We start from the raw sequence: 20,624 nt of genomic DNA on the forward strand, positions 1-20,624 counted from the left end.
GTCAGGTGTGGGACCCGCCGCCGATCTGAATTCCGGCCATCCTTCGCCACTCGTAGGGCCCGGTCCGCACGCGGCCCGCGAGTTCGCCCCCGAAGTCCTCCGCGAGGGTGAGCCCTGCGGCGTTCACCGCGTCGCGGGCGGCGTCGTAGCCGGGCGCGACGAGGTCGCCCCAGACGCCGTCCTGCCCGACCAGCACGATGCGCGCGCCTCGGGCGCCGATGTATTCGACGGTGGCCTCGGCACCGCCGTGCTCCCGCGCGAAGCGCGCTGCCTGCCGGGCGAGCCGCCCGGTCCCCTTGCTCTCAGCCATGGGGCTCATGCTACTCGCGGGTAGCTACCTCGGCCCCCGCACAGCGGAAGAGGTCAGTGGAGGAAGGGGTCCACCGCCACGGCGACGAAGAGCAGCGTGGCGTAGGTGATCGACCAGTGGAAGAGCCGCATTTCCTTGAGCTTCGGGCCCGTCACACCGGCCTTCGCCCGGGAGTGCAGCGCATGCGCCTCCTTGAGCCAGAAGGCGCCGAGGGCGGCCGCGACCACGGGGTAGAACCAGGACGTCTCACCGAGCGGCCACCACAGGGCGAGCGAGGTCAGGACCATGACCCAGCTGTAGAGGACGATCTGCCGGGCCACGACCTGGTTGCCCGCGACCACCGGGAGCATCGGGACGCCGACCCGCTCGTAGTCGTCCTTGACCTTCATGGACAGCGGCCAGTAATGCGGCGGCGTCCAGAAGAAGAGGACGAGGAAGAGGACGAAGGGCGCCCAGCCGAGCTCGTTGCGGACGGCGGACCAGCCGATGAAGACCTGGAGGCAGCCGGCGACCCCGCCCCACACGATGTTCTGGGCGGTGCGGCGTTTGAGGCCGAGGGTGTAGACGAAGACGTAGTAGAGGATCGCGGTGAGCGACAGGCCCGCGGACAGCGGGTTGACGAGGACCGCGAACCACACCGTGGAGACCACGGAGAGGGTGATGCCGAAGACCAGCCCCTCGCGCGGCGAGACCAGCCCGGTGACCAGCGGACGCTGCTCCGTGCGGTGCATCATCGCGTCGATGTCGCGGTCGATGTACATGTTGAGTGCGTTGGCGCCGCCCGCGGAGAGGTAGCCGCCGATCATGGTGACGACGACCAGCCACAGGTCGGGCACGCCGCCCGCGGCCAGGAACATGACCGGAACCGTCGTGATGAGCAACAGCTCGATGATCCGCGGTTTCGTCAGTGCCACGAACCCCATGACACGGGCCGCCAGCGGCCGATGCACGGGGCCTGTCGCGATGACCCCCGCGGGTCGGGTTTCGACGGCCGTCACGAACACCCCAAGGAGATGAGTCCAGCAGACCGGCGGACACCTGGCCCCGCCTGCACACCAGCGGGCCGGCCACGGTGCGGCCTGCGCGTACCACGCCACTCTAGACGTAGGGAATACCCCGGCTGCTTCCGGGGTCGGTCGTGTTGCCGGGCCCGGCCCTTCGTACCGGACCGAGGACCGTTATCCGGCATTCGTCCCGTGTCGTCCGGCGTTCGTACGTGGTCTCTACGCCGTTCAACCGGGGCATATGAGCCGTCACCGGGATTCGGGAGGCGAACTCGGACGTACGGGGGCAGGATCGAATAGGTGAGCGCGCTCGGCGGTAGGCTCAGCCGCGTCGGGTAGGCACCACGTCACCGGCGCGTTCGACATTGTTGAGAGGAGCCCTGACCCAGGGTGAGCAAGCAGCCGACCACCGCAGACCTTGACTGGACCGATCTGGACCAGCGGGCCGTAGACACCGCCCGAGTCCTGGCAGCCGACGCCGTGCAGAAGGTCGGCAACGGCCACCCCGGCACCGCGATGAGCCTTGCCCCGGCCGCGTACCTGCTCTTCCAGAAGGTGATGCGGCACGACCCCGCGGACGCCGACTGGACCGGCCGCGACCGCTTCGTGCTGTCCGCGGGCCACAGCAGCCTGACGCTCTACACCCAGCTCTATCTCGCCGGTTACGGCCTGGAGCTGGCCGACCTGGAGGCCTTCCGGACCTGGGGCTCGCGGACCCCCGGCCACCCGGAGTACGGCCACACCACCGGTGTGGAGACCACCACCGGGCCGCTCGGCCAGGGTGTCGCCAACGCGGTGGGCATGGCGATGGCCGCGCGCTACGAGCGCGGTCTGTTCGACCCGGACGCCGCCCCCGGCACCTCGCCCTTCGACCACACCGTCTGGGCCATCGCCGGTGACGGCTGCCTCCAGGAGGGCATCTCGGCCGAGGCGTCGTCGCTGGCCGGGCACCAGAAGCTGGGCAACCTGGTGCTGCTGTGGGACGACAACCACATCTCGATCGAGGGCGACACCGAGACCGCGGTCTCCGAGGACACCCTCAAGCGCTACGAGGCGTACGGCTGGCACGTCCAGCGCGTCGCCCCGCTGCCGAACGGCGACCTCGACCCGCACGCGCTGTACACCGCGCTGCTGGCCGCCAAGGCCGAGACCGAGCGCCCGTCCTTCATCGCGATGCGCTCGATCATCGCGTGGCCCGCGCCGCACGCGCAGAACACCGAGGCCGCGCACGGCTCGGCGCTCGGCGAGGACGAGGTGCGCGCGACCAAGGAGGTGCTCGGCTTCGACCCCGACCAGCACTTCGCGGTCGAGGACGCCGTGATCGCCCACACCCGTGCGGTCGGTGACCGCGGACGCGACGCCAAGGCCGCGTGGGAGAAGTCCTTCGCCGCCTGGCGCACCGCCAACCCCGAGCACGCGGCGACCTTCGACCGGGTCGCGGCGGCCGAGCTGCCCGCGGGCTGGGAGGAGCACCTGCCGGTGTTCGAGACCGGCAAGTCCGTCGCCACCCGTGCCGCGTCCGGCAAGGTGCTGGAGGCGCTCGGCGCGATCGTGCCCGAACTGTGGGGCGGCTCGGCCGACCTCGCGGGCTCGAACAACACCACGATCGACAAGACCTCGTCGTTCCTGCCGGCCGGCAACCCGCTGCCGGAGGCGCAGCCGTACGGCCGCACGGTCCACTTCGGCATCCGCGAGCACTCGATGGCCGCCGAGATGAACGGCATCACGCTGCACGGCAACACCCGTGTCTACGGCGGCACGTTCCTGGTCTTCTCCGACTACATGCGCAACGCGGTCCGGCTGTCGGCGCTCATGCACCTGCCGGTGACGTACGTGTGGACGCACGACTCGATCGGCCTCGGCGAGGACGGCCCGACCCACCAGCCGGTGGAGCACCTGGCCTCGCTGCGCGCCATCCCGGGCCTGAACGTGGTGCGCCCGGCGGACGCCAACGAGACGGTCGTGGCGTGGCGGGAGATCCAGAAGCGCTGGACGAAGGAGTTCGGCAAGGGCGCGCCGCACGGCCTGGCGCTCAGCCGGCAGGGCCTGCCGACGTACGACCGCAACGAGGACGCGGCGCGCGGCGGCTACGTGCTCTTCGAGGCCGAGGGCGGCCCGGCGCAGGTGATCCTGATCGGCACCGGTTCCGAGGTCCAGCTCGCGGTGGGCGCGCGCGAGGAGCTCCAGGCGGCCGGCATCCCGACCCGTGTGGTGTCGATGCCGTGCGTGGAGTGGTTCGAGGAGCAGGACCAGGCGTACCGGGACGGCGTGCTGCCGCCCTCGGTCAAGGCCCGGGTCGCGGTCGAGGCCGGCATCGCGCTGACCTGGTACCGCTACGTGGGCGACGCGGGACGCATCGTGAGCCTGGAGCACTTCGGTGCTTCGGCGAGCGCGGGCGTGCTCTTCCGCGAGTTCGGGTTCACCGCGGAGGCGGTGGCCGCAGCGGCCCGGGAATCTCTCGCCGCCGCAGATCGCTGACGCAGGTAACACGACACACCAGGAGATGCAATTCCCATGACAGACGCACTCAAGCGCCTCTCCGACGAAGGCGTCGCGATCTGGCTGGACGACATGTCCCGCAGGCGTATCACGACCGGCAACCTGGGCGAGCTCATCGACCAGAGCCACGTGGTCGGCGCCACCACCAACCCGGCCATCTTCCAGAAGGCCATCGTCGGTGACGCGCTCTACGACCCGCAGGTCTCCGACCTGGCGGCGCGCGGCCTGACCCCGGACGAGGCGGTGCGCATGATCACCACCGCCGACGTGCGGGACGCGGCGGACATCTTCCGCCCGGTCTTCGACGCGACGAACGGCCGCGACGGCCGGGTCTCGATCGAGGTGGACCCGCGGCTGGCGCACAACACCCGGGCGACGATCGCCGAGGCCAAGCAGCTCGCGTGGCTGGTGGACCGGCCGAACACGCTCATCAAGATCCCGGCGACCAAGGCGGGCCTGCCCGCCATCGCGGACGTCACCGCGCGCGGCATCAGCGTCAACGTCACGCTGATCTTCTCGCTGGAGCGCTACCGCGAGGTCATGGACGCGTACCTGACCGGTCTGGAGAAGGCGAACGCCTCGGGTCTGGACCTCTCGAAGATCCACTCGGTGGCGTCCTTCTTCGTCTCGCGCGTCGACACCGAGATCGACAAGCGCCTGGAGAAGATCGGCACGGACGAGGCCAAGGCGCTCAAGGGCAAGGCCGCCGTCGCCAACGCCCGGCTGGCCTACGAGGCCTACGAGGAGGTCTTCGGCTCCGACCGCTGGGCCGCCCTGGAGCGGGCCGGCGCCAACCGACAGCGCCCGCTGTGGGCCTCCACCGGCGTGAAGGACCCGAACTACCCGGCGACGCTCTACGTCACCGAGCTGGTCGCGCCCAACACGGTCAACACCATGCCGGAGGCCACCCTGGAGGCGACCGCCGAGCAGGGCGAGGTCACCGGGAACACGATCGCGGGCACGTACGAGCAGTCGCGCGCCGAACTGGCTGCGATCGCGGCGCTCGGCATCTCGTACGACGATGTTGTCCAGCTGCTGGAGGACGAGGGCGTCGAGAAGTTCGAGACGGCCTGGAACGACCTGCTGGACTCCACCAAGGCGGAACTCGAACGGCTCGCTCCTTCGGAGGCCTGAGGTGAGCACTGCTACCGATGAGGCGGGCTCGCGCGGTGACAACCCGCTGCGCGACCCGCTGGACCGGCGGCTGCCCCGCATCGCCGGTCCGTCCGGCCTGGTCATCTTCGGCGTGACGGGTGACCTGTCGCGCAAGAAGCTGATGCCGGCCGTGTACGACCTCGCGAACCGCGGGCTGCTGCCGCCGGGCTTCGCGCTCGTCGGCTTCGCCCGCCGGCAGTGGGAGAACGAGGACTTCGCGCAGGAGGTGCACGACGCCGTCAAGGAGCACGCGCGCACGCCCTTCCGCGAGGAGGTCTGGCAGCAGCTGGCCGAGGGCTGCCGGTTCGTGCAGGGCGACTTCGACGACGACACGGCCTTCGAGACGCTGAAGTCCACGATCGAGGAGCTGGACAAGGCGCGCGGTACGGGCGGCAACTTCGCCTTCTACCTCTCCGTGCCGCCGAAGTTCTTCCCGAACGTGGTGCAGCAGCTCAAGAAGCACGGCCTGTCGGAGGGCACCGGCGACTCGTGGCGGCGCGCCGTCATCGAGAAGCCGTTCGGGCACGACCTGGCGAGCGCCCAGGAGCTCAACCGGATCGTGCACGACGTCTTCCCGCCCAACGAGGTCTTCCGGATCGACCACTACCTGGGCAAGGAGACGGTCCAGAACATCCTGGCGCTGCGCTTCGCCAACACCATGTACGAGCCGATCTGGAACCGGTCCTACGTCGACCACGTCCAGATCACGATGGCCGAGGACATCGGCATCGGCGGCCGTGCCGGGTACTACGACGGCATCGGCGCGGCCCGCGACGTGATCCAGAACCACCTGCTCCAGCTGCTGGCGCTCACCGCGATGGAGGAGCCCGGCTCCTTCCACCCCAAGGCGCTCACGGCGGAGAAGCTCAAGGTGCTGGGCGCGGTCGAGCTGCCCGACGACCTCGCCAAGCACACCGTGCGCGGGCAGTACGCGCACGCCTGGCAGGGCGGCGAGGAGGTGCTCGGCTACCTGGAGGAGGACGGGATCGACCCCAAGTCCAAGACCGACACCTTCGCCGCGATCAAGCTGACCATCAACAACCGCCGCTGGGCCGGGGTGCCGTTCTACCTGCGCACCGGCAAGCGGCTGGGCCGCCGGGTCACCGAGATCGCGGTGATCTTCAAGCGCGCTCCGTACCTGCCGTTCGAGACCGGCGCGACGGAGGAGCTGGGGCAGAACGCCCTGGTCATCCGCGTGCAGCCGGACGAGGGCGTCACGGTGCGGTTCGGCTCCAAGGTGCCGGGCACCTCCACCGAGGTGCGGGACGTGACGATGGACTTCGCGTACGGCGAGTCCTTCACCGAGTCCAGCCCCGAGGCGTACGAGCGGCTCATCCTGGACGTGCTGCTCGGCGACGCCAACCTCTTCCCGCGCCACCAGGAGGTGGAGCTGTCCTGGAACATCCTCGACCCGGTCGAGGCGTACTGGGACAAGCACGGCAAGCCCGCGCAGTACGCGGCGGGCACCTGGGGCCCGGCCGAGGCGGACGAGATGCTCGCACGAGACGGCAGGAGCTGGCGCCGGCCATGAAGATCGATCTCACGGACACCACGTCCGCACGCATCAACGCCGGGCTGATCGACGCCCGGCACGCCAGCGGCACCCCCGCGGTGGGCATGGTGCTGACGCTGGTCATCGTCACCGACGAGGGCAGCGCCTACGACGCGCTGCGGGCGGCGCACGAGGCGTCGCGCGAGCACCCCTCGCGCATCCTCGCCGTCATCAAGCGTCCCGGCCGCTCCCCCCGGGAGCGGGCGGGCGCCCGGCTCGACGCCGAGGTGGTCGTGGGCGACGAGGCCGGCACCGGCGAGACCGTCGTGCTGCGTATGCACGGCGAGCTGGCCAACCACGCCGAGTCCGTCGTGCTGCCGCTGCTGCTGCCGGACGCCCCCGTGGTGTGCTGGTGGCCGGACCAGGCGCCGGAGCACCCCGGCAAGGACCCGCTGGGGCGGCTCGCCCAGCGCCGGATCACCGACGCGGCCTCCGCGGAGGACCCGGTCGGCTCGCTGACGCTGCGCGCCGAGGGCTACACCCCCGGTGACACCGACCTGGCCTGGACGCGGCTCACGCCGTGGCGCTCCATGCTGGCGGCGGCGCTGGACCAGAAGCACGCCCGGATCGTCTCGGCGGCCGTCGAGGGCGAGGCGTACAACGCGAGCACCGAGCTGCTCGCGCTGTGGCTCGCCGACCGGCTGGGCGTCGAGGTCGAGCGCAAGGTCTCGGACGGGCCCGGCATCACCGGGGTGCACCTGTTCACCGAGGCCGGCGACATCTGCCTGGACCGCGCCGACGGGCGGCTCGCCGAGCTGTCGGTGCCGGGTCAGCCGGACCGGCACGTGGCGCTCAAGCGGCGGGAGACCTCGGAGCTGATCGCCGAGGAGCTGCGCCGGCTCGACCCGGACGACATATACCGCGCGACGGTGGACTTCGGCGTCAAGCACCTCGTCGGTGCCGGGGCCTCCGCCAAGGGCGGCAAGGAGGCCGGGACGGCCGCCAAGGGCGCCTCCGGGGCGACCCCGTCGGCGGCGAAGAAGGCGGCTCCGGCTTCCGGCTCCGGCAGCAAGGCGGCGAATTCGAAGTGAGCACTCCCGAGGTCGTCGTCCACCGCGACAAGGAGCTGATGGCCAGGGCCGCCGCGGCCCGGCTCATCACCCGCGTCGTGGACGCGCAGGCCGCCCGCGGCACCGCTTCGGTGGTGCTCACCGGCGGGCGCAACGGCAACGCGCTGCTCGCGGCCCTCGCCGAGTCCCCCGCGCGCGACGCGGTCGACTGGGCGCGGCTCGACGTGTGGTGGGGCGACGAGCGCTTCCTGCCGGACGGCGACCCGGAGCGCAACGTCACACAGGCCGCGGTGCTGCTGGACGCCGTCCCGCTGGACCCCGCCAGGGTCCACCCGATGGCGCCCTCGGACGGCCCGTACGGCTCCGACGTCGACGCGGCGGCCGCGGCCTACGCGGCCGAACTGGCCGCCGCGGCCGGCCCGGAGGACCACGCGCGGGTGCCGGCCTTCGACGTGCTGATGCTCGGCGTCGGGCCGGACACCCATGTGGCGTCCCTCTTCCCCGAGCACCCCGCGGTCCGCGAGGACGTCCGCACGGTGGTCGGCGTCCACGGCTCCCCGAAGCCGCCGCCGCTGCGTGTCTCCCTGACGCTGCCGGCGATCCGCGCGGCCCACGAGGTCTGGCTGCTCGCCGCGGGCGAGGACAAGGCCGGGGCCGTCGCCCTGGCGTTGTCCGAGCCGGGCGGGCTCCAGGCCCCCGCCTCGGCCGCCCGCGGCCTGACCCGCACGCTGTGGCTGCTGGACGCCGCAGCGGCGGCGAAGCTCTCCGTCTGAGCAGGGCCCCACAGGGGCGCGGGGAACTGCGCGCTCAGCCATCCACCGGCCGGTGGTCCGGATCGGACCGAACAGCCCCTTTCGGACGGTGGCGACGTGACGGCACGTCGTGGCTGGTCGCGCAGTTCCCCGCGCCCCTTCGGGGCCCAGGCCCCCGCAGGGGCTAGCGGCCGCGCAGCTCGCGGTACCTGGCCACCAGGTGGGACGTACTGGCGTCCAGGCCCGGCACGTCCGCCCCTTCCGTCAGAGCGGGCTCGATCCGCTTGGCGAGGACCTTGCCGAGTTCGACGCCCCACTGGTCGAACGAGTCGATGTTCCAGATCGCCCCCTGCACGAAGACCTTGTGCTCGTACAGCGCGACGAGCTGCCCCAGCACGGACGGCGTCAGCTCGGTGGCGAGGACGGTCGTCGTCGGGTGGTTGCCGCGGAAGGTCTTGTGCGGGACCAGCTCCTCGGGGACGCCCTCCGCGCGGACCTCCTCGGGGGTCTTGCCGAAGGCCAGCGCCTGGGTCTGGGCGAAGAAGTTGGCCATGAGCAGGTCGTGCTGGCCGGCGAGCGGGCCCAGTTCCGCGACGGGGCGGGCGAAGCCGATGAAGTCCGCGGGGATGAGCTTCGTGCCCTGGTGCAGCAGCTGGTAGTACGCGTGCTGGCCGTTGGTGCCGGGCGTGCCCCACACGACGGGGCCGGTCTGCCAGTCCACGGGCTTGCCGTCGCGGTCGACGGACTTGCCGTTGGACTCCATGTCCAGCTGCTGGAGGTAGGCCGTGAACTTCGCCAGGTAGTGGCTGTAGGGCAGCACCGCGTGCGACTGCGCGTCGTGGAAGCCGCCGTACCAGACGCCGAGCAGGCCGAGCAGCAGCGGCGCGTTGCGCTCCGGCGGGGCGGTCCTGAAGTGCTCGTCGACCAGGTGGAAGCCGGCCAGCATCTCGCGGAAGGCGTCCGGGCCGATCGCGACCATGAGGGAGAGCCCGATGGCCGAGTCGTACGAGTAGCGGCCGCCGACCCAGTCCCAGAACTCGAACATGTTGTCCGGGTTGATGCCGAACTCGGTGACCTTCTCCGCGTTCGTCGACAGCGCGACGAAGTGCTTGGCCACCGCGTCGTCCCCGGCGCCGAGCTGCCCGAGCAGCCAGGTGCGGGCGGAGGTGGCGTTGGTGATGGTCTCGATGGTGGTGAAGGTCTTGGACGCGATCACGAACAGCGTCTCGGCCGCGTCCAGGTCGCGTACCGCCTCGTGCAGGTCGGCGCCGTCGACGTTGGACACGAACCGCACGGTCATGTCGCGGTCGGTGTACGCGCGCAGCACCTCGTAGGCCATCGCCGGGCCGAGGTCGGAGCCGCCGATGCCGATGTTGACGACGTTGCGGATCCGCTTGCCGGTGTGGCCGGTCCACTCGCCGGAGCGGATGCGGTCGGCGAAGACACCCATCTTGGTGAGCACCGCGTGCACGCCGGGGACGACGTTGTAGCCGTCGACCTCGATCGTCGCGGACTGCGGGGCGCGCAGCGCGGTGTGCAGCACCGCGCGGTCCTCGGTGGTGTTGATCTTCGCGCCGCGGAACATCGCGTCCCGCAGCTCCGACACGCCGGTCGCCGCCGCCAGTTCGCGCAGCAGCGCCAGCGTCTCGTCGGTCACCAGGTGCTTGGAGTAGTCCAGATGGAGGTCTCCGACCTGGAGGGTGTAGCGCTGGGCCCGGCCGGGGTCGGCCTCGAACAGGTCCCGCAGGTGGGTGCCCGCCGTCTCGTCGCGGTGCTTGGCGAGCGCGTGCCACTCCGGTCGCTGGTCGAGACGGATGCGGCTCTTGCCGTCCTGCGCGTTGGTTTCGGACATCAGTCCACTTCTCCTCGTCCTCGCTGCGGGATCAACGCTAGTTGATGACGCGGCGGAACGCGGGCCCGGCACCCGGTGCGGCCTGCGGTGACCCTGGCTCAGAAGGGCCCGGGGAATGGGTCAGAACCCGCCGCGGTGGATGCGCCCGGCGTAGTGCTCCTCCAGGACCGCGTTGCGCTCGAAGCCGCCGGGCAGGTTCGCCGAGATGTAGACCGGCGCGGTCGCCCCCTCCGCCGTGAGCAGGCCCACCGCCTCCGCGACGACCATCTGGACCAGCAGCGCCGAGGTGATGGTGGACACCCCGCACAGTGCGCCGCCGTCGGGCAGCGGCAGCAGCGCGTCACCGGCCGGGGCGCAGTTGTCCAGGACGGCGTCGGCGACGTCCGCGAGCCGGCGGCCCGAGGGGTGCAGGGCGGGCACGGCCCGGGTGTGGGTGAGCGAGGTGAGCGCGACCAGCCGGTGGCCGGCCTCCTTGACGTGCAGGGCCATGTCGACGACGGAGTTGTTGACGCCCGAGTTGGAGACGATCACGAACAGGTCCTGCGGGCGCGGGGTCGCCAGCTCGTACAGCCGCTTGGCCAGGCCCGGGGAGCGCTCCAGCAGCGGGTCGGCGAGCACCGAGCGGTCGTCGCCGCCGCGCAGCACGAGGTCGGACAGGCCGATGCGGTTGGTGGGGATGAGGCCGCCCGCTCGGCCGACGATCTCCAGCACGGTGGCCTGCGAGTGGCCGGTGCCGAAGCCGTGGATCACTCCGTCGGCGGCGACGCAGTCGGCGAACAGCCGCCCGGCGGCGGCGACCGAGTCCTTGTTGGCCTCGATGGCGCGCTCGACCGCGTCCCGGCCGGCGTCGGCGAACGTGGCGGCGCTGATCTGTGCTTCGGCCATGGCCGGACCCCTTTGCGTGCGGTACGTGCGATGAACTGCGGGTACGTGCGGCGGTTCTCCGTACGGCGTACGGCGGCGCGTTGTTCGCGGTTCGCGCGGCCAGGGCCGCGCCGTGTGCGGCTGCGCTGCCCTCGACCGCGCGATCTTCGGCTCAGCGAACCGAAGGTGCACCTCCATGATGGAACAGCCAACCAGCCACGGCCGTCAAGACCGCAGCAGGCGGGCCAGCGCGACCGCGCCGCCCACCCCGTCGGACACCGGGAAGACCCGCACCCCGGTGCCGGCCAGCAGCTCGCTCACCCGCCCCACCAGCGGTCCACCGGGCCCGAGCAGCCCGCCGCTGAGCACCAGCGGCTCACCCGCCCGCGGCCCCAGCGCCCGTACGCCCGCGGCCAGCAGCTCCGCCGCCCGCGCCAGCAGCCCCGCGGCGACCGCGTCCCCCTCCCCCGCCGCGGCCACCACCAGCGGGCTGAGCAGCGCCAGCTCGACCGGCGCCGCCTCGTAGGCCCGCACGACGACACCCTCCGCGACCGCCTGCGCGAACGGCCCGCCGGGGGCTCCCCCCACGGGCCCGGTGAGGTCCCGCGCCCCGGCTGCCGGGCGGCCCGGACCGCCGTACGCGATCCCCGCACCCAGTGCGCTTTCCCCGGAGGCCGCGGCGGGCGGCGACCCGGCCGCGGCCTCCGGCCGTACTCCCGGGCCGGAGGCCGCGGGTACCCCGTAGTGCGCCAGTACCGCCGGGACCAGCGAGGTGGCCGGGCCGCGGCCGTCCAGGGCGGCCAGCGTGGCGCGGACGGCCTGGGCGCCGAGCCAGAAGCCGCTGCCCTCGTCGCCGAGCAGCCAGCCGTGGCCGTCGGCGACCAGCGCGCGCTGCCCGGCGGTGACGCGGGCGGCGACCGCGCCCGTGCCCGCGATGAGCACCAGGCCGTCGCGCGGGGCACCCGGCGCGGCCGCGAGCGCGACCTCGGTGTCGCCGCCGACCTCCACCGCGTCCGGTGCCATGCCGAGCGCCGCGAAGGCGTCGCCGAGGCACGCGAGCACCAGGCCGTGGCCGCGTTCGGGGCCGAGCCCGGGGGCGGCGCCCGCGAAACCGCCGTGGACCGCGCCGACGCGGGCGCGCGCCGCGGGCGGCACGGCCTGCGCCAGGGCCGCGGCCAGGTGTGCGGTGAGCTGGGCCCGGCCGACGCTGAGCGCGTTGCCGGGTCCGCCCGAGCCGGTGCCGAGGAGCGCGCCGCCCGGCTCGGCCGCCGCGAGCGCGGCCCGGATGCGGGTACCGCCCGCGTCGATCCCGACGACGAGCCGCCGGTTGTAGATTTCGTTCATCGCCACGCATGGTGGTTGACGGATTCACCGCGCACAAGCCCCGCGCCGCGGACGCGCCGGGGCCGCGGGGCACGGGGCGCGGCGCGCGCCCGCGGCGGTCCGGAAGCCCGCCGCAGGCGTACCGCACCGCGACCGGGGCGGCCGAGAGGACCGAGAAAGGCGCAGCCATGATCACCGCACTGATCCGCTCCGAGCTCCCCCGGATGTCCGACTCGCTGCGCAAGGTCGGCGAGGCGGTGCTGGCCGACCCCGCCGCGGCCGGCCGGGGGTCGGCGGCCGAGCTGGGGCGCCGTACCGGGACCTCGCAGGCCACCGTGACCCGCTTCTGCCGGGCTTTGGGCCTGGAGTCGTACCAGCAGCTGCTGATCGAGCTGGCGCAGGAGCAGGGCCGCAGTCAGGCGGCGCCGGAGGCACGGGAGAACGCCCGGCAGGCCGCGCTGGGCCCGCGGATCGGCCCGGAGGACGACCTGGAGCATGTGATAGCCGTGGTCGCACAGGCGGATCTGCGGGCCATGCGGCACACCGCCGACCACCTGGACCGGGAGGGGGTCGAAAAGGCCGCCCAGGCCCTCTCCAGGGCCCGCAGGATCGACGTCTACGGCGTGGGGGGCTCCGGGATCGTCGCGCGCGAGGCACAGGCCCGGCTCTTCGGTATCGGCTGCCCGGCGCACGCCTGGACGGAGGTGCACTCCGCGGAGACCTCCGCGGCGCTGCTGACGCCCGCCGACACCGCGCTCGCCGTGTCGCACTCGGGGACCACCCGCGAGGTGCTGGAGCCGCTGCGGCTGGCCGCGGACCGCGGCGCCTTCACCGTCGCGGTGACGGGCGACCCGCGCTCGCCGCTGGCGCAGGCGGCGGACGTCGCGCTGACGTCCTTCTCCGGCGAAACCAGCTTCCGGCGCGGCAACTTCGGCACCCGGCACTCGGTGCTGCTCATCGTGGACTGCCTGTACGCGCGCGTCGCGCAGCTCACCTACGAGCGCGCGACGGCGTCCATCGCGCTGACCGCCCACATCGCCGACGCGCACGCCGCCGGCCGCCCGCGCCGCCGCTGACGGCGCTCGGCACCGGCCGTGAGGCCGGTCCCGGCGGCGGTGTCAGATCTCGCCGCGCAGCTTGGCCAGCGCCTCGGCGAGGATCGCCTCGCCGTCCGCGGCGGAGCGGCGCTCGCGCACGTAGGCGAGATGTGTCTTGTACGGCTCCGTACGCGGCGGGGCCGGGGGATTCTCCTCGTCCTGCCCGGCGGGGAAGCCGCACCGGGGGCAGTCCCAGGTGTCGGGGATCTGCGCGTCGCTGGCGAAGCTCGGCTGGGTCTCGTGCCCGTTGGAGCACCAGAAGGAGATGCGGAGACGCGGCGCGGACTCGCCGCGCTCGGCCTCTCCCATCGGCCCCGCTCCGACCCGACTGCCACGGATCGCGTTGCCACTTGCCACGGTCGTAACTCCCTGCGTGATGGTGCTGCGAGGTTCGCCAGTTTACGGGGACCTTACGTGCCGTCCAGTGGCAGGCACACGACCGCCCCCCGAAGGCGTTCCCTCATAGTAAGCCGCAGGGGCGACGAGGCGTCAGTTCCCTGTGGACGGGCGGGAGTCGCCGCGGGGGGCGCGGTGCCGTCGAAAGCGGGCCGGTCCTACTTGTACTTCATGACCAGGCCGAGGACGACGATGCACGCGAACCACAGCAGGCCGATGACGACGGTGATCCGGTCGAGGTTGCGCTCGGCCACGGACGAACCACCGACGGAGGACTGCATGCCGCCGCCGAACATGTCCGACAGGCCGCCGCCCTTCCCCTTGTGCATCAGCACCAGCAGCAGAAGCAGCAGGCTGAGGATGATGAGGGCGATGGAGAACCCGATTTCCACGGCTGGACCAACTCTCTCGACTACAGGACAACGACACGGGGCCGACCCGTGTGGATTCCCGGTTCGGCCCCGCCAGGGTACTTCACAGTGCCGCGGACCTCACTGGTCGCGGAAGCGGACGATCTTCACGAACTCGTCCGAGTCCAGCGCGGCACCGCCGACGAGCGCCCCGTCGACGTCCGGCTGCGCCATGATCGCGGCGACGTTGCCGGACTTGACCGAGCCGCCGTACTGGATACGGATCGCGTCTGCGGTCGGCTGGTCGTACAGCTCGGCCAGCCGCGCCCGGATCGCGCCGCAGACCTCCTGGGCGTCCTCGGGGGTCGCGACCTCGCCCGTGCCGATCGCCCAGACCGGCTCGTAGGCGACCACGATCGACGCGGCCTGCTCGGCGGTGATGTCCTTGAGCGCGCCGTCCAGCTGCGCCAGGGTGTGCGGCACCTGCTGCCCGGCCTTGCGGACGTCCAGGCCCTCGCCGACGCACAGGATCGGCGTGAGGCCGTTGCGGTAGGCGGCCTTGACCTTGGCGTTGACGATCTCCTCGGCCTCGCCGTGGTACTGCCGCCGCTCGGAGTGGCCGATGACCACGTACGTGCACTTGAGCTTGGACAGCATCGGCCCGGAGACCTCGCCGGTGTAGGCGCCGGAGTCGTGCGCCGACAGGTCCTGCGCGCCGTACTTGATACGCAGCTTGTCGCCCTCGGCCAGCGTCTGCACGGAGCGCAGGTCGGTGAAGGGGACCAGTACGGCGACCTCGACGGCGTCGAGGTCCTTGTCGGTGAGCCCGAAGGCGAGTTTCTGGAGGTGCGCGATGGCCTCGAGGTGGTTGAGGTTCATCTTCCAGTTGCCCGCCATGAGCGGGGTGCGGCTCTGCTCGGTCATGGGTGTTCCTCTGTCCCTCAGTCCTCAAGCGCGGCAAGGCCGGGCAGGGTCTTGCCTTCCAGGTATTCCAGGCTCGCGCCGCCGCCGGTGGAAATGTGGCCGAAAGCCGTCTCGTCGAAGCCCAGGATGCGGACGGCCGCGGCGGAGTCGCCGCCGCCGACGACCGTGAAGGCCGGGGAGTCGATGAGGGCCTGGGCCACCGCGCGGGTGCCGTCGGCGTAGTCCGGGTGCTCGAAGACGCCCATCGGGCCGTTCCAGAAGACGGTGGCGGTGTCCGCGAGCTTGGCCGCGAAGAGCTTGCGCGACTCCGGGCCGATGTCCAGGCCGATCAGGTCGGCCGGGATGCCGTCGACCGGCACGGTGACCGGCGAGGTCGGCGTCTTGGCCTTGAGGTCGGGGAATTCGGGGCTGCCGACGACGTCGACGGGCAGCACGAACTCCACGCCCTTGGCCTTGGCGCGCTCCAGGTAGTCCTGCACCGCGGGGATCTGGTCCTCCTGCAGCAGGCTGCTGCCGACCTCGTGGCCCTGGGCCTTGAGGAAGGTGAAGACCATGCCGCCGCCGACCAGGATGCGGTCGGCCTTCTCCAGCAGGTGGTCGATGACCCCGAGCTTGTCGGAGACCTTCGAGCCGCCCAGCACGACCGCGTACGGCCGCGCGACGTCCTCGGTGAGCTTCTTGAGCACGCCTACCTCGGTGGCGATCAGCCCGCCGGCGGCGTGCGGCAGCCGGGCCGGCAGGTCGTAGACCGAGGCGTGCTTGCGGTGCACGGCACCGAAGCCGTCGCCGACGTAGATGTCGGCGAGCGCCGCGAGCCGGTCGGCGAAGGCGCCGCGCTCGGCGTCGTCCTTGCTGGTCTCGCCGGCGTTGAAGCGCAGGTTCTCCAGCAGCGCGACCTGCCCGTCGGCCAGGTCCGCCACGGTGGCGGTCGCGCTGTCGCCGACGGTGTCGGCCGCGAACGCGGTGCTGATGCCGTCCTTGCCCAGCAGCTCGCCGAGCCGCTTCGCCACCGGCGCGAGCGAGAACTGCGGGTCGGGCGCGCCCTTGGGACGGCCCAGGTGGGAGGCGACGATCACCCGTGCGCCGGCCGCGGCGAGCTTGGTGATGGTCGGTACGGCGGCGCGGATCCGGCCGTCGTCGGTGATGGTCTCGCCCGCGAGCGGCACGTTCAGGTCGGCGCGGACGAAGACCCGCTTGCCCGCCACCTGCCCCTCGCCGATGAGGTCGTCGATCGTCTTCATCTTCTGCGGTCACTCCGGTCTGCCGGCCCGGCCGCTCGGCCGGGTCTGCCTGGGTCTGCCCTGTCTGCTTGCGGGGGGCACCGGCACGGCGACAGGGCCCGGCGCGGGCGCTCCGTCGCGCCCGGCCGGACCCTGTCCCTCACATCCGCGGTGCCGTGTCGGCTGTGCCGTCTGCTGCTGCCGTCGGGCAGGTCAGAGCTGGCCGCCGACGAAGACCGTCAGGTCCACCAGGCGGTTGGAGTAGCCCCACTCGTTGTCGTACCAGCCGATGACCTTGACCGTCTTGCCCTGCGCCATGGTCAGCGAGGAGTCGAAGGTGCAGGAGGCCGGCCAGTTGACGATGTCCGAGGACACGATCGCGTCCTCGGTGTACTCCAGGATGCCCTTGAGCTGGCCCTCGGCGGCCTTCTGGAAGGCGGCGTTGACCTCGTCCTTGGTGACCTCGCGCTCCAGGTCGACGACCAGGTCGGTGACCGAGCCGGTCGGGACGGGCACGCGCATGGCGATGCCGTCCAGCTTGCCCTTGAGCTGCGGGATGACCAGCGCGGTGGCCTTCGCGGCGCCCGTGGTGGTCGGGATGATGTTCTCCGCCGCCGCACGGGCGCGCCGCAGGTCCTTGTGCGGGAAGTCCAGGATCCGCTGGTCGTTGGTGTACGCGTGGACCGTCGTCATCAGGCCCTTGACGATGCCGAAGTTCTCCAGCAGCACCTTCGCCATCGGCGCCACACAGTTCGTCGTGCAGGACGCGTTGGAGATGATGTTGTGGTTGGCGGGGTCGTACTGGTCCTGGTTGACGCCCATCACGATGGTGATGTCCTCGTCGGAGGCGGGCGCCGAGATGATGACCTTCTTGGCGCCGCCGGCCAGGTGCTTGCCGGCGTCGGCGGCCTTGGTGAAGATGCCGGTCGACTCGACGACGACGTCGACGCCCAGCTCGCCCCAGTTCAGGGCGGCGGGGTCGCGCTCGGCGAGCACCTTGATGGTCTTGCCGTCCACCGTGATGGTGTCGGCGGTGTGGGTCACCTCGGCCTTGAGGCGGCCCAGGATGGTGTCGTACTTCAGCAGGTGTGCCGTGGTCGCGGTGTCACCCAGGTCGTTGACAGCCACGATCTCGATGTCCGCGCCCTGCTCCAGGGCGGCGCGGAAGAAGTTACGACCGATGCGGCCAAAGCCGTTGATGCCTACCCGGATCGTCACGAACCGATCTCCTCGCTCAGTCGCCGGAATCCGTTCCGGCTGCGAAATATGGGATGTCCCCGACCACGTCCGACCCTACCTCGCCCGTGTCGCCCGAGTGACATTGCCCATCCCGGGCCGAGCGTTTTCCGCTGCCGCGGGGGTACACCCCGGGTGGGCCCGCGGCTTTCGTACGCTCACCGCCCTCCGCGAGACAGCGCCTCAGACGACCATCTCGTCGGTGAGGCTCGCCTCGGTGCCGGGGAGGCCGAGGTCGGACGCCCGCTTGTCCGCCATGGCGAGGAGGCGGCGGATGCGGCCGGCCACCGCGTCCTTGGTCAGGGGCGGCTCCGCGAGGGAGCCCAGCTCCTCCAGGGAGGCCTGCTTGTGGTCCATCCGGAGCCGGCCGGCGGCCGCGAGGTGCTCGGGCACCTCCTCGCCGAGGATCTCCAGGGCCCGCGCGACCCGCGCCCCCGCGGCGACCGCCGCGCGGGCGGACCGCCGCAGATTCGCGTCGTCGAAGTTGGCCAGCCGGTTCGCGGTGGCCCGCACTTCGCGCCGCATCCGGCGCTCCTCCCAGGCGAGGACGGAGTCGTGCGCGCCGAGCCGGGTCAGCAGCGCGCCGATCGCGTCCCCGTCGCGTACGACGACGCGGTCGACGTTGCGCACCTCGCGGGCCTTCGCCGGGATCTGCAGCCGGCGGGCGGCGCCGACCAGGGCGAGCGCGGCCTCGGGGCCGGGGCAGGTGACCTCCAGCGAGGACGAGCGGCCCGGCTCGGTGAGCGAGCCGTGCGCCAGGAAGGCCCCGCGCCACGCGGCCTCCGCGTCGCAGGTGGCACCGGAGACGACCTGCGGGGGCAGGCCGCGGATGGGCCGCCCGCGGCCGTCGACCAGGCCCGTCTGCCGGGCGAGCTGGTCACCGCCGGCGACCACCCGGACCACGTACCGGCTGCCGCGGCGCAGCCCTCCGGGGGCCATCACGACCAGGTCGGAGGAGTGGCCGAAGATCTCCAGGATGTCCTTGCGCAGCCGCCGCGCCGCGATCCCGGTGTCCAGTTCGGCCTCGATCACGATCCGGCCGCTCACCAGGTGGAGCCCCCCGGCGAAGCGCAGGATCGACGACACCTCCGCCTTGCGGCAGCAGGTCCGGGTGACGGGAAGCCGGGAGATCTCGTCCTTCACCGCTGCCGTCATCGCCATGGGCCGATCCTTCCACGCATACGAAAAATCCGGTCATACGCGGCGGCCAACAACTCCGGGTCGTGCCGCGGCCCGTCGGGGGCGGCGACCGGGGCCAGCTCGACCGTGCCGCCCAACCGCAGCGCGGCCTCGTCGAGGCTGTCACGGTCGGGCACGGCGGCCTCGTCGGCGAGAACCACGTCGATGGTGAGTTTAGGGGCGTGTCGCCCCAAAACCTCCAAGTGACGCTGCGGAGAAAATCCGTCGGTCTCGCCGGGTTGCGGCGCGAGGTTGAGCGTGAGCACCCGGCGCGCCCTGGTCGTCATCAGCGCGTCGGCCAGTTCCGGCACGAGCAGGTGCGGGATGACCGAGGAGAACCAGGAGCCGGGGCCGAGCACCACCCAGTCGGCGTCGAGTACCGCCTGCACGGCCTCCGGTACGGCCGGCGGGTCGGGCGGCACCACCATGACCTCCTGCACCTCGCCGGGCGTGAGGGCCACCGTGGCCTGCCCGCGGACGGTGCTGATCGCGTCGGGCGCGGCCGGGTCGTGGCCGCGTACGGTCGCGTGCAGGTCGAGCGGGACGGCGGACATCGGCAGCACCCGGCCGTGCGCGCCGAGCAGCCGGCCCACCCACTCCAGCGCGGCGACCTCGTCGTCGAGCTGCTCCCACAGGGCGACGATGAGCAGGTTGCCCACCGCGTGGCCGTGCAGGTCGCCGCCGCTGACGAAGCGGTGCTGGACGACCTGCGACCAGGTCCTCCCCCACTCGTCGTCGCCGCACAGCGCGGCCAGCGCCTTGCGCAGGTCGCCGGGCGGCAGGACGCCCATCTCGCTGCGCAGCCGCCCGCTGGACCCGCCGTCGTCGGCGACCGTGACGACGGCCGTCAGATCGCCGGTGATCCGGCGCAGCGCGGCGAGCGAGGCGGCCAGCCCGTGGCCGCCGCCGAGGGCGACGACCTTGGGCGGCACGCCGCGCCCGCGGCCGGCTGCGTTCCGACCGGTGCGGCGGCCGTACCGCCGCCCCGCCATGATCACTCGCGCCCCATGTCCCGATGCACCGTCACCGTCTCCACTCCGTCCGCCGCCAGCCGCTGGGCCAGCCGTTCCGACATCGCCACACTGCGGTGCTTGCCGCCCGTGCAGCCCACCGCGATCGTCACGTACCGCTTGCCCTCACGCCGGTAGCCGGCGGCGATGATGTGCAGCAGCTCGGCGTAGCGGTCGAGGAACTCCTTGGCGCCCGGCTGGTTGAACACATACGTCGCCACCTCGTCGTTGAGCCCCGTGAAGGGCCGCAGCTCCGGCACCCAGTGCGGGTTGGGCAGGAAGCGGCAGTCCACCACCAGGTCGGCGTCGACGGGCAGGCCGTACTTGAATCCGAACGACATCACGGTGGCCCGGAGTTCCTGCTCCTCCTCACCGGCGAACTGCGCGTCGAGCTTCGCGCGCAGTTCGTGCACGTTGAGGCTGGAGGTGTCGACCACCAGGTCGGCGTCGCCGCGCAGCTCGCGCAGCAGGTCGCGCTCGGCGTTGATGCCGTCCACGATGCGGCCCTGGCCCTGCAGCGGGTGCGGGCGGCGCACCGACTCGAAGCGCCGGACGAGGGCCTCGTCGGACGCCTCCAGGAAGATCACCCGGCGCTTGACGTGCTTGGTCTCCAGGTCGGCCAGCGACTCCCGGAGGTTGTCGAAGAACTGCCGGCCGCGGACGTCCACGACCACGGCGATCCGCGCCACGTTGCCCTGCGAGCGGGCGCCGAGGTCGACCATCGTCGGGATGAGGGCGGGCGGCAGGTTGTCCACCACGAACCAGCCGAGGTCCTCCAGGCACTTGGCCGCGGTGCTGCGGCCGGCTCCGGACATCCCGGAGATGATCACCAGTTCCGGGATCGCCTGGGCCGGCTGGCCGGCCTCGCCCGGTGCGGCGCTGGTCATACGC

At 72.3% G+C, this 20,624-nt stretch carries 19 protein-coding genes; 6 read left to right on the top strand and 13 right to left on the bottom strand.

Annotation, left to right across the window (positions count from 1 at the left end; translation table 11 throughout):
- Window position 1: 1 nt before the first annotated feature.
- Both IH54_RS0125535 and IH54_RS0125540 read right to left on the bottom strand, forming a co-directional pair.
- The gene (locus IH54_RS0125535; protein ID WP_324607818.1) at window positions 2-310 is read right to left on the bottom strand and encodes a hypothetical protein; all 309 of its coding nucleotides are present in this window, start codon (window positions 308-310) and stop codon (window positions 2-4) included.
- Between the two features lie 53 nt (window positions 311-363).
- Window positions 364-1,308 (bottom strand): heme o synthase, encoded by a 945-nt coding sequence (locus tag IH54_RS0125540; protein ID WP_031520980.1) that lies wholly within the window; start codon window positions 1,306-1,308, stop codon window positions 364-366.
- A gap of 396 nt (window positions 1,309-1,704) precedes the next feature.
- On the opposite strand from IH54_RS0125540, the gene tkt reads away from it, so the two are divergent.
- From tkt to pgl, 5 genes are read left to right on the top strand one after another with little or no spacing between them, the layout of a single operon-like run.
- Window positions 1,705-3,792: a transketolase gene (gene tkt / locus IH54_RS0125545; RefSeq protein ID WP_031520983.1), complete on the top strand. Its 2,088-nt coding sequence runs from the start codon at window positions 1,705-1,707 to the stop codon at window positions 3,790-3,792.
- Between the two features lie 36 nt (window positions 3,793-3,828).
- The gene (gene tal, locus IH54_RS0125550) at window positions 3,829-4,947 is read left to right on the top strand and encodes a transaldolase (protein WP_031520985.1); all 1,119 of its coding nucleotides are present in this window, start codon (window positions 3,829-3,831) and stop codon (window positions 4,945-4,947) included.
- Window position 4,948: 1 nt separating this feature from the next.
- Window positions 4,949-6,499 carry a glucose-6-phosphate dehydrogenase gene (gene zwf, locus IH54_RS0125555; protein WP_052397857.1) on the top strand — a complete coding sequence of 517 codons (1,551 nt, stop codon included), beginning with the start codon at window positions 4,949-4,951 and terminating at the stop codon, window positions 6,497-6,499.
- The gene (opcA, locus tag IH54_RS0125560) at window positions 6,496-7,551 is read left to right on the top strand and encodes a glucose-6-phosphate dehydrogenase assembly protein OpcA (RefSeq protein ID WP_031520990.1); all 1,056 of its coding nucleotides are present in this window, start codon (window positions 6,496-6,498) and stop codon (window positions 7,549-7,551) included. The genes zwf and opcA overlap by 4 nt, the downstream gene beginning before the upstream one ends.
- 38 nt (window positions 7,552-7,589) lie before the next feature.
- A complete protein-coding gene (gene pgl, locus IH54_RS0125565) occupies window positions 7,590-8,303 on the top strand; it encodes a 6-phosphogluconolactonase (RefSeq protein ID WP_234343844.1) in 714 nt (237 codons plus the stop codon).
- A gap of 163 nt (window positions 8,304-8,466) precedes the next feature.
- Here the strand turns inward: pgl and pgi are convergent, their stop codons facing one another.
- The 3 genes from pgi to IH54_RS0125580 form a co-directional block, all read right to left on the bottom strand.
- A complete protein-coding gene (gene pgi / locus IH54_RS0125570; RefSeq protein WP_031520994.1) occupies window positions 8,467-10,134 on the bottom strand; it encodes a glucose-6-phosphate isomerase in 1,668 nt (555 codons plus the stop codon).
- A gap of 120 nt (window positions 10,135-10,254) precedes the next feature.
- Window positions 10,255-11,019 (bottom strand): sugar isomerase domain-containing protein, encoded by a 765-nt coding sequence (locus IH54_RS0125575; RefSeq protein WP_031520996.1) that lies wholly within the window; start codon window positions 11,017-11,019, stop codon window positions 10,255-10,257.
- Between the two features lie 204 nt (window positions 11,020-11,223).
- Window positions 11,224-12,342: a BadF/BadG/BcrA/BcrD ATPase family protein gene (locus IH54_RS0125580; RefSeq protein ID WP_031520998.1), complete on the bottom strand. Its 1,119-nt coding sequence runs from the start codon at window positions 12,340-12,342 to the stop codon at window positions 11,224-11,226.
- 167 nt (window positions 12,343-12,509) lie between these two features.
- Between IH54_RS0125580 and IH54_RS0125585 the strand changes: the two genes are divergently transcribed.
- A complete protein-coding gene (locus IH54_RS0125585) occupies window positions 12,510-13,397 on the top strand; it encodes a MurR/RpiR family transcriptional regulator (protein WP_031521001.1) in 888 nt (295 codons plus the stop codon).
- Window positions 13,398-13,439: 42 nt separating this feature from the next.
- Here the strand turns inward: IH54_RS0125585 and IH54_RS0125590 are convergent, their stop codons facing one another.
- The 8 genes from IH54_RS0125590 to rapZ all read right to left on the bottom strand — a co-directional run bounded on the left by IH54_RS0125590 (window position 13,440) and on the right by rapZ (window position 20,620).
- Window positions 13,440-13,775, bottom strand: a complete 336-nt coding sequence (locus IH54_RS0125590) for an RNA polymerase-binding protein RbpA (RefSeq protein ID WP_078862516.1) — start codon at window positions 13,773-13,775, stop codon at window positions 13,440-13,442.
- Between the two features lie 197 nt (window positions 13,776-13,972).
- Complete coding sequence (secG, locus tag IH54_RS0125595; RefSeq protein ID WP_031521006.1) at window positions 13,973-14,206, bottom strand: preprotein translocase subunit SecG; 234 nt, start codon at window positions 14,204-14,206, stop codon at window positions 13,973-13,975.
- Between the two features lie 99 nt (window positions 14,207-14,305).
- On the bottom strand, window positions 14,306-15,088 hold the full coding sequence (gene tpiA / locus IH54_RS0125600) for a triose-phosphate isomerase (protein ID WP_031521009.1): 783 nt from the start codon (window positions 15,086-15,088) through the stop codon (window positions 14,306-14,308).
- A gap of 17 nt (window positions 15,089-15,105) precedes the next feature.
- Window positions 15,106-16,329, bottom strand: a complete 1,224-nt coding sequence (locus IH54_RS0125605; protein WP_031521012.1) for a phosphoglycerate kinase — start codon at window positions 16,327-16,329, stop codon at window positions 15,106-15,108.
- A gap of 192 nt (window positions 16,330-16,521) precedes the next feature.
- Window positions 16,522-17,526 (bottom strand): type I glyceraldehyde-3-phosphate dehydrogenase, encoded by a 1,005-nt coding sequence (gap, locus tag IH54_RS0125610; protein ID WP_031521014.1) that lies wholly within the window; start codon window positions 17,524-17,526, stop codon window positions 16,522-16,524.
- A gap of 201 nt (window positions 17,527-17,727) precedes the next feature.
- The gene (gene whiA / locus IH54_RS0125615; RefSeq protein ID WP_031521017.1) at window positions 17,728-18,705 is read right to left on the bottom strand and encodes a DNA-binding protein WhiA; all 978 of its coding nucleotides are present in this window, start codon (window positions 18,703-18,705) and stop codon (window positions 17,728-17,730) included.
- Window positions 18,696-19,715 (bottom strand): gluconeogenesis factor YvcK family protein, encoded by a 1,020-nt coding sequence (locus IH54_RS0125620; RefSeq protein WP_031521019.1) that lies wholly within the window; start codon window positions 19,713-19,715, stop codon window positions 18,696-18,698. The genes whiA and IH54_RS0125620 overlap by 10 nt, the downstream gene beginning before the upstream one ends.
- A gap of 2 nt (window positions 19,716-19,717) precedes the next feature.
- A complete protein-coding gene (rapZ, locus tag IH54_RS0125625) occupies window positions 19,718-20,620 on the bottom strand; it encodes an RNase adapter RapZ (RefSeq protein WP_031521021.1) in 903 nt (300 codons plus the stop codon).
- Between the last annotated feature and the right edge of the window lie 4 nt (window positions 20,621-20,624).

Origin of the sequence: Streptomyces sp. NRRL F-5123 (assembly GCF_000721495.1) — a bacterium.
Lineage (GTDB): Bacteria > Actinomycetota > Actinomycetes > Streptomycetales > Streptomycetaceae > Actinacidiphila.

Excerpts from the sequence above, each read along its gene's own strand:
- whiA (WP_031521017.1), bottom strand. The coding sequence starts at position 18,705 with ATGGCGATGACGGCAGCGGTGAAGGACGAGATCTCCCGGCTTCCCGTC.
- IH54_RS0125575 (WP_031520996.1), bottom strand. The coding sequence starts at position 11,019 with ATGGCCGAAGCACAGATCAGCGCCGCCACGTTCGCCGACGCCGGCCGG.
- IH54_RS0125585 (WP_031521001.1), top strand. The coding sequence starts at position 12,510 with ATGATCACCGCACTGATCCGCTCCGAGCTCCCCCGGATGTCCGACTCG.
- pgl (WP_234343844.1), top strand. The coding sequence starts at position 7,590 with ATGGCCAGGGCCGCCGCGGCCCGGCTCATCACCCGCGTCGTGGACGCG.
- tpiA (WP_031521009.1), bottom strand. The coding sequence starts at position 15,088 with ATGACCGAGCAGAGCCGCACCCCGCTCATGGCGGGCAACTGGAAGATG.
- IH54_RS0125605 (WP_031521012.1), bottom strand. The coding sequence starts at position 16,329 with ATGAAGACGATCGACGACCTCATCGGCGAGGGGCAGGTGGCGGGCAAG.
- IH54_RS0125535 (WP_324607818.1), bottom strand. The coding sequence starts at position 310 with ATGGCTGAGAGCAAGGGGACCGGGCGGCTCGCCCGGCAGGCAGCGCGC.
- rapZ (WP_031521021.1), bottom strand. The coding sequence starts at position 20,620 with ATGACCAGCGCCGCACCGGGCGAGGCCGGCCAGCCGGCCCAGGCGATC.
- pgi (WP_031520994.1), bottom strand. The coding sequence starts at position 10,134 with ATGTCCGAAACCAACGCGCAGGACGGCAAGAGCCGCATCCGTCTCGAC.
- IH54_RS0125580 (WP_031520998.1), bottom strand. The coding sequence starts at position 12,342 with ATGAACGAAATCTACAACCGGCGGCTCGTCGTCGGGATCGACGCGGGC.
- IH54_RS0125620 (WP_031521019.1), bottom strand. The coding sequence starts at position 19,715 with ATGGCGGGGCGGCGGTACGGCCGCCGCACCGGTCGGAACGCAGCCGGC.
- opcA (WP_031520990.1), top strand. The coding sequence starts at position 6,496 with ATGAAGATCGATCTCACGGACACCACGTCCGCACGCATCAACGCCGGG.
- tal (WP_031520985.1), top strand. The coding sequence starts at position 3,829 with ATGACAGACGCACTCAAGCGCCTCTCCGACGAAGGCGTCGCGATCTGG.